The 7,069-nt window shown below is 54.1% G+C and carries 5 protein-coding genes; 2 read left to right on the top strand and 3 right to left on the bottom strand.

Annotated elements, in window-relative coordinates; all coding sequences use genetic code 11:
* Positions 1-29 precede the first annotated feature (29 nt).
* The 3 genes from L2W58_RS06550 to L2W58_RS06540 form a co-directional block, all read right to left on the bottom strand.
* Entirely contained in the window at positions 30-482 is a 453-nt protein-coding gene (locus L2W58_RS06550; protein ID WP_236102549.1) for an Hsp20/alpha crystallin family protein, read from the bottom strand.
* A 211-nt stretch (positions 483-693) separates the two neighbouring features.
* Positions 694-2,562 (bottom strand): TRAP transporter permease, encoded by a 1,869-nt coding sequence (locus tag L2W58_RS06545; protein ID WP_236102548.1) that lies wholly within the window; start codon positions 2,560-2,562, stop codon positions 694-696.
* A gap of 96 nt (positions 2,563-2,658) precedes the next feature.
* Positions 2,659-3,636, bottom strand: coding sequence for a TAXI family TRAP transporter solute-binding subunit (locus L2W58_RS06540; RefSeq protein ID WP_236102547.1), 978 nt, complete (start codon positions 3,634-3,636; stop codon positions 2,659-2,661).
* Positions 3,637-3,830: 194 nt separating this feature from the next.
* Between L2W58_RS06540 and L2W58_RS06535 the strand changes: the two genes are divergently transcribed.
* Together L2W58_RS06535 and pepF are read left to right on the top strand one after the other, a co-directional pair.
* Complete coding sequence (locus tag L2W58_RS06535; RefSeq protein WP_236102546.1) at positions 3,831-5,228, top strand: hypothetical protein; 1,398 nt, start codon at positions 3,831-3,833, stop codon at positions 5,226-5,228.
* A gap of 26 nt (positions 5,229-5,254) precedes the next feature.
* Positions 5,255-7,057, top strand: a complete 1,803-nt coding sequence (gene pepF / locus L2W58_RS06530; protein WP_236102545.1) for an oligoendopeptidase F — start codon at positions 5,255-5,257, stop codon at positions 7,055-7,057.
* Positions 7,058-7,069: the final 12 nt, after the last annotated feature.

Raw genomic sequence — 7,069 nt, 5'->3', positions numbered from 1 at the left:
GGGAGCAGCTGCTCCCGGCTCGGCTTTTCCTATCCCTCGATCGCTATCGTCTTTCCCTCTCCGCCTGTCTTAAGCTCGTCGACCTCTATCTTGAGAACTCCGTCGGTGTAGTTCGCCTGCACGGAATCGCAGTCTATCTCGGCCGGAAGGGTTATCATCCTGGCCAGAGATCCGTAGAACCTCTCGTTGTGGAGACAGTCCTCTTCGTCGGTGCAGTATTCCTTTCTCTGGGCCCTGACCTCGATTCTGTCCTTATAGACCTTGAGGTCGATGTCCTCCTTTGAGATTCCCGGAAGGTCCATCACCAACGTGATCTTGCCTTCCTTTCTATAAAGGTCCATATTAGGGGCCAGTGATCTGTTCTCCTCTCCCCTGAATGTCTCGTCGAAATCCCTGAACATCGTCCTCATCGCGTTGTCCATGAAGGAAAAGGGATCCATGACAGACCTTCCCGTGCTACGAGGAACCAAATACCGTCTCATACGATCCACCTCCATAAAAATTATTTGATCTTAGCTGACCTTGATCCGTGCTTCTATTATATACGTCAGCATTGGTCAGGCAAGGGCGATCGAGGCTTTATATTTGCGTTTAGGAGAAGACAGGATGTCCTATTTTTTGTTTTGAGCTTTTTTCGCAAAAAAACAGGAGGAACCAGCTGGTTCCTCCTGTTTTTACGATTTCGCAATTAGCTCAGCCAGTAGTTTTTTCTCTCCATAACCATCCGAATACGATGGTCGCGATAACACCGATAATTTTCACGGTAAACATAGGCCATAAACAGGCAACGCCTACCGCGAGGAATACCGCTCTCTGCCATTGGTGGATCCTGTGGTTGGTGTAGGCCAACATTGAGTACCCCATGGAGAACAGGGCTCCTATCCCTCCCAGGACGGAAATCACGTTGTTAGTCAATCCGGCGGAGAGCAGCAATCCCTGGTCGTAGCAGAATGCGAAGGGGATGATGAAGGCCAATATCCCCAGTTTCATAGCCTGGAAGCCCGTTTTGTTGGGATTGGCGTCGGCTATGGAGCTGGCAGCGTAGGCGGCCAGAGCTACCGGAGGGGTTATGTTCGATACTATGGCAAAGTAGAACACGAACATATGGGCTGCCAGAGGGTCGAATCCCAGCTTAGCCAGGGCCGGAACCCCCAGGGCCGCGCCGAGTATATAGGCGCTGGTGGTGGGGAGTCCCATACCGAGAACCAACGATACCAGTGCTATAAGGATGAGGGCTATGAAGGGTGCTCCGTTGGCGAGGGAGAACACCAGCCCTACGAACTTGAATCCTATCCCGGTCAGCGATACCGATCCGACCACCAGTCCGGCGGCGGCGCAGGCGATGCAGACCACCGGTATGTTCTTGGCCCCGGTGTAGACAGCGTCCAGGATCGCCTTGGGTCCCATCCGGGTCTCTTTGTTGGGCATCGAAACGAGCCAGGCCGCTCCTATGCCTATCACCGCGGCCAGCATGGGAGTGTAGCCAGTCAGCAGCAGGTAGATGAGCACAACTATAGGGGACATCATGTACAGCTTTTTGATGACGACTTTTTTGTCCGGAAGATCCTCGGGAGAGAGTCCCTTCAGGTTGTTTTTAAGGGCTCCCAGATGGACCATAAGCAGAACCGCCGCATAATAGAGCAGGGCCGGAAGGACCGCCGCTATCATTATCGTGCGAAACTGTTCCCCAAGGAAGGAGGCCATTATGAATGCTCCGGCCCCCATGATGGGAGGCATTATCTGTCCTCCTGTGCTTGCTACCGCCTCTACCGCTCCTGCGAAAAAAGGAGGATAGCCGATTCTCTTCATGAGGGGGATCGTGAAGGTCCCCGTGCCGTAGACGTTAGCTACGGCAGCTCCGGAAATGGACCCGAAGAGAGCCGAGCTTACTACCGCTATCTTGGCCGGTCCTCCCGGGGAGGTTCCGGTAAATGCCTGAGCGAACTCCATGAAGTAGGCTCCGACGCCGCTTTTTTCCAGGAATCCTCCGAAGATGAGGAATATCATGACGAAAGTGGCGGAGACGCCCAGAGGTATCGAGAATATTCCCTCGTCGATGAGGTAGATTTGCTCTATGACCTCGTGGAAAGAGAAGGAAAGTCCCTTCATTATGCCCGGCATGTAGTTTCCGTAGTACATGTAGGCGGTGAAGAAGGCGGCGATTAGCGCCAGTGGCAATCCGACTACCCTCCTGGTGGCCTCCAGCAACAGTACCGTCAACAGGGACCCTAATATAAGCTGTGCCGTGGTGACTGGGTCGACCTGTGCCATCCTGTAGGTTATGTCGGTGTAGTTCGCCATGATGTAGATTCCCGGTGCCAGGGAAGCAGCGGCAAGGATCCAGTCGTACCATGGTATGGAGTTGTCGGCCAATTCCTGGCCCTCTTTTTTGCCTCCTATGGGATAGAGGATAAACGCCATAGGCAGGACCCATGTCAGATGTATGGCTCTCTGAAGATAGGCTTCGTAGGTTCCGAAGAGAGCGGTGTAGAGGTGGAAAAAACCCATGGCCAAAACGTAAAGGTAGAAAAGCTTGGCCGTGGTCCCTTGCAGTTTTCTCATATTGAAATCAACTCTCCTTAAGGGGATGTGTCTCTGTCAAACAAAAAGGCGGGCGACTGTCGTCACCCGCGATCTCGTATCGGTTTGTATCTCTCTTTACTGGACGCTTTTCCAGAACTTAGAGGCGCCAGGGTGAGCGGGAACTGCTGCCGGAACCGCCGATTCGGGGCTGAGTTCCTGCATATCCTTAACTCCCTTGGCGAGGGTTTCCTTGTTTTTCCATATCAGTTCGGCGAGCTTGTAGGCCAGATCTTCGGACAGGTCGTTTCTCACGACGACGCAGGTGTAATCTCCGATGGTCTCCACCGGTTCGGTCACGGATTTGTATATGCCGGGCTCGATGGTGAAGGAGACCGTTCCGAAGGCTTCGGTCATGGCCTGACGGGCTTTCTCATCGACCGGCAGAATGACTATGTCGGTCTGGCTCTCTATCTGCATGACCACCGAGGCGACTCTGCCTACGGAGAAGGCGAAGCAGTCGATATGGTTGTCAGCCAGGAGGTTCGAGCCGTCGGAATAGGAGGAGAACTCTACCTTTCCTCCCCAGTCGTTTATGGCCTTACGGTAGTTGATGCCGTACCCCTTGCTGAAGACGTTGCGGATGACGAACTCGGAGGACGTCCCGGGCTTCAACGTTGCGAAACGGACGGGCAACTTCTTCTCGACGATATCTCCCACCGTCTTGATCCCGTTGTTCTCCGCAAAGTCCTTACGGACGATGAAGTATGTGTACTGGGTGTATAGGTTTGCCAATACGGAGACGTTGCTGAGAGGGTCCTTGAAGGGAGGTTCTCCGCCCTTGGTCGCGGCTCCCACCATGGAGGTGACCGAGAAGCCCATGTCACCCTTGCCCCTGTCGGCGTTGACTATATTGGAGACCCCGCCGCCGGTTCCGCTGGTGGTGGGCAGTCCGTTCTTGCTCCACATATCGGAAAGAGATCCGCCTAGAGCGAACCAGTTTCCTCCGGGAGGTCCTGCCATGAACCTGAGCTGTGCCGGATCCTCCGCCATGGCCATCCCTACCGTACCCACTACAAGTGCGAGAGCCATCAACGATAAAAGAAATTTCTTCATCTTATCCCCTCCTTAAAATATTTCGTTCCAATCCTTCCCCTGAGGGACGTTGCCCATATGTACACTAGTTCACTATACTCTAGGCCTTATCGCCCTGTCAATTCCAGGAGGCAAAATTTGTTTTTTGTATTTGGTATACTAATCGAGATATGCTCGATTAGGTTGTATAATCCCGGGAGTACAGGAGGTGCCATATGGTCACGATCTACGGAGGAGCCGCTCCGGCTCCGGATTTACCCGATGGGCTAGTCGATGGAACCTCGATCAGGTTGCCTGGCGTCGGAAGGGTTACGGTATTGGTTTTTTTTAATGCCATGAGCGATGACGATCTCTCCGTCGTGGACGGATTGATGAGGCTCAGAGAGGAGGACAGGGATGCCATCGATCTGATAGGGGTCCATTGCCCCCGTTTTCCTGCCGAAAAGGAGTCTCGTCGAATTTTGTCCGTTCTCGACTGCGCAGGCATAGATTTTCCGGTTTACGACGATTCCAGGAAGACCATAAGGAAGGCCTACCTGATAAATAGGTGGCCCTCCACTGTGGTGGTGGACCCCACTGGTGCTTTGACCTGGGCCAGGGAGGGGATATTGCCCCCAGAGTTGGTCCGTCCCGTTTTAAAATCCATGGGGAGGACGGCTAGGGTGACTGGTGATCTCCGCCCTGGGGTGCAGCAGAAATTTGTATGGAGCGGGCGGAGCTTTTTGCCCTTACGTCTGGCCATAGAGGGAGATACCTTGGCCGTTTTGGACGGCAGGGAGAAAAGGCTTCTCCTAGCTCAGCTGGATTCCGATGGAAGATCGGCGGTGCTCAAAAGGTCCATCCCTATGGACCGTCCCGGATTCAGATCCTGCCCGACGGGGTTTTCGTTTGATTCTAAAAGAATCTACGTCGCCGATAGGGGGGCCGAGTCCGTTAGGGTTTTCGATCGAAACGGAAGGGAGATTTCCTCCTATTCGGGAAAGCCGTCCAAGGCCAATCTGTTGGGGCCCAGGTCTTTCGGAGCGGTAAGGGACGTGGTTTACCGTGATGATTTGCTCTATCTGGCTTCGCCCGGAACGAGGCAGATATGGGTCCAGTCCATGTCGGGAGGAGGAGCGAGACCCTTCGCGGGAAACGGAACAGGAGGCATGGACGACGGGCCTCCTCTCATGGCCACGATAGGACAACCGGAGGCATTGCTGTCCTACGGTAATTTGCTTTTCTTCAGCGATAGCGGATCTTCCTCCATAAGGTGTATCGACCCCTCCACGGGAAAGGTTACGACCCTGATAGGGAAGGGGCCCTCCCTTTACGGATGTAGAGATGGAGTGGCCTCGAAGGCCCTTTTACAGCGACCGTTGGGGATGTGTCTATCCGGAGGTTCTCTTTATGTAGCCGATAGCTACAACGACAGGATTAGGGCCCTGAACGTAAGATCTATGGAGGTTTCGACCGTCTACGGCGACAGAAGATGGCAGAGGCTTTTCTCTCCGTCGGACGTGGCGATCAGAGACGGTATTGTGTATGTGGCCGACCTCGGCAACGGTCGAGTAGTCGCTTTCGACGAACGTAGAGGAGAACCGGAGGTCCTTAGGATATCCGGTCTATCCTGACGGTGGTTTTTTGAGGAGTTGATCGAATGGCATCCGATAGCAGGTCTATCCCGGACAGGTTGGAGATAGACGAAAGGTATAAGTGGGATTTGAGCTCTATATACGGCGAAGTGGAGGACTGGGAGACCGCCTGGCGATCCGTATCGGAGTCCGTAGAGACCTTGGAATCCTTCTCCGGGAAGTTGGGAGACGAGGCTTCCAGTCTTTTGGGATGTCTTAAGGAAATAGACAGAGTCGGCGTGGAGCTCGGCAAGGTTTTCGTCTACGCTACGATGAAAAGCCACGAGGATGCGTCCGATGGAGAGGCGAAAGCCATGGCCGATAGGGCGATGGCGCTCCACGTCAGGGTCTCTACTGCGATGGCTTATGTGGTTCCCGAGATCCTCGGGATCGAGGAATCGAGACTTGCTTCGTTTTTCGGCGATTTGCCCGAGTTGGAGATGTACAGATACCATATAGAACAGATAATCCGTAAGAAAGCTCACGTATTGAGCGCCAGAGAGGAGGAGCTCCTCTCGGGAATGGGCGAGATAGCCAATGCTCCGGAGCTTATCTTCTCGATGCTCACCAACGGAGATATGAAATTCCCCTCGATCCGGGACGAGAGGGGAGAGCCCGTCGAGCTTTCGGAGGAGCGCTACTACCGTCTCATCAGGTCCAAGGACCGTCCCGTCAGGGAGAGGGCCTTCAAGGGGATTCACGATACCTACGAGAGCTTTCGAAATACCTTGGCTGCCTCGTTCGGATCTGCCATCAAGGAGAGTGTCTTCGACGCCAGGGTGCACCGGTACGGATCGAGTCGGGAGGCCGCGTTGGACGGAGGCGATATTCCCCTGTCGGTTTACGACAATCTCGTAAAGGCCGTCAGAGAGAGGCTGCCTCTGTTGCACGACTACGTATCGCTGCGAAAGAGGTCTTTGGAAGTGGACGAGCTCCATATGTACGACCTTTACGTTCCCATAGTGGAGGAACCGGAGGAGGATATATCCTGGGAGAGCGCCAAGAAGACGGTGCTGGCCGGACTGTCCCCTTTGGGGGATGGCTATCTGAACGTATTGAGAGAGGGGCTCGACGGACGATGGATAGACGTCTACGAGAGCCAGGGGAAGAGAAAGGGAGCTTATTCCTGGGGTAGCTACGGGACCAATCCCTTCGTGTTGCTCAACTATAACGGCACCCTAAGGGATGTGTTCACCCTTGCTCACGAGATGGGGCATTCCCTGCATTCCTGGCACTCCCATAAGTTCCAGCCCCCTGTTTACGGTGATTACACCATATTCGTCGCCGAGGTGGCCTCCACCACCAACGAGGTGTTGCTCATGGAGCATATGTTGGAGAACAGGCCTAAGGACAGACCTTTCCTCTTGAACTATTACCTGGAACAGGTTCGCACGACTGTGTTCAGGCAGACTATGTTTGCCGAGTTCGAGCTGAAGGTACACGGCATGGCGGAGGAGGGAATCCCCTTGACGCCGGAGATTTTGTCTTCTATCTGGGGAGATCTAAACAGGGATTATTATGGCCCCGATATCGTGGTGGACAAGGAGATAGAGGTCGAGTGGGCCAGGATCCCTCACTTTTACTCTCCCTTCTATGTATATCAGTACGCGACCGGCTATTCGGCGGCCACCGCCTTGGCCGAGGGGATCCTTATCGGAGGAGAATCGGCGCGAGATAGATACATAGATTTTCTGAAGGGCGGAAGCTCCAGGAGTTCCATAGATCTCCTGAGAGGGGCCGGAGTTGATATGACCAGCCCAGAGCCTGTCCGGTCGGCCTTGAGGCTTTTCGGAGAGAAAATAGAGGAATTAAGGAAGATCTCGGGATAAAAGAGGCCCGTT

Source organism: Dethiosulfovibrio faecalis (assembly GCF_021568795.1).
GTDB lineage: Bacteria > Synergistota > Synergistia > Synergistales > Dethiosulfovibrionaceae > Dethiosulfovibrio > Dethiosulfovibrio faecalis.
This window is presented reverse-complemented; position numbering and strand designations above follow the sequence as displayed.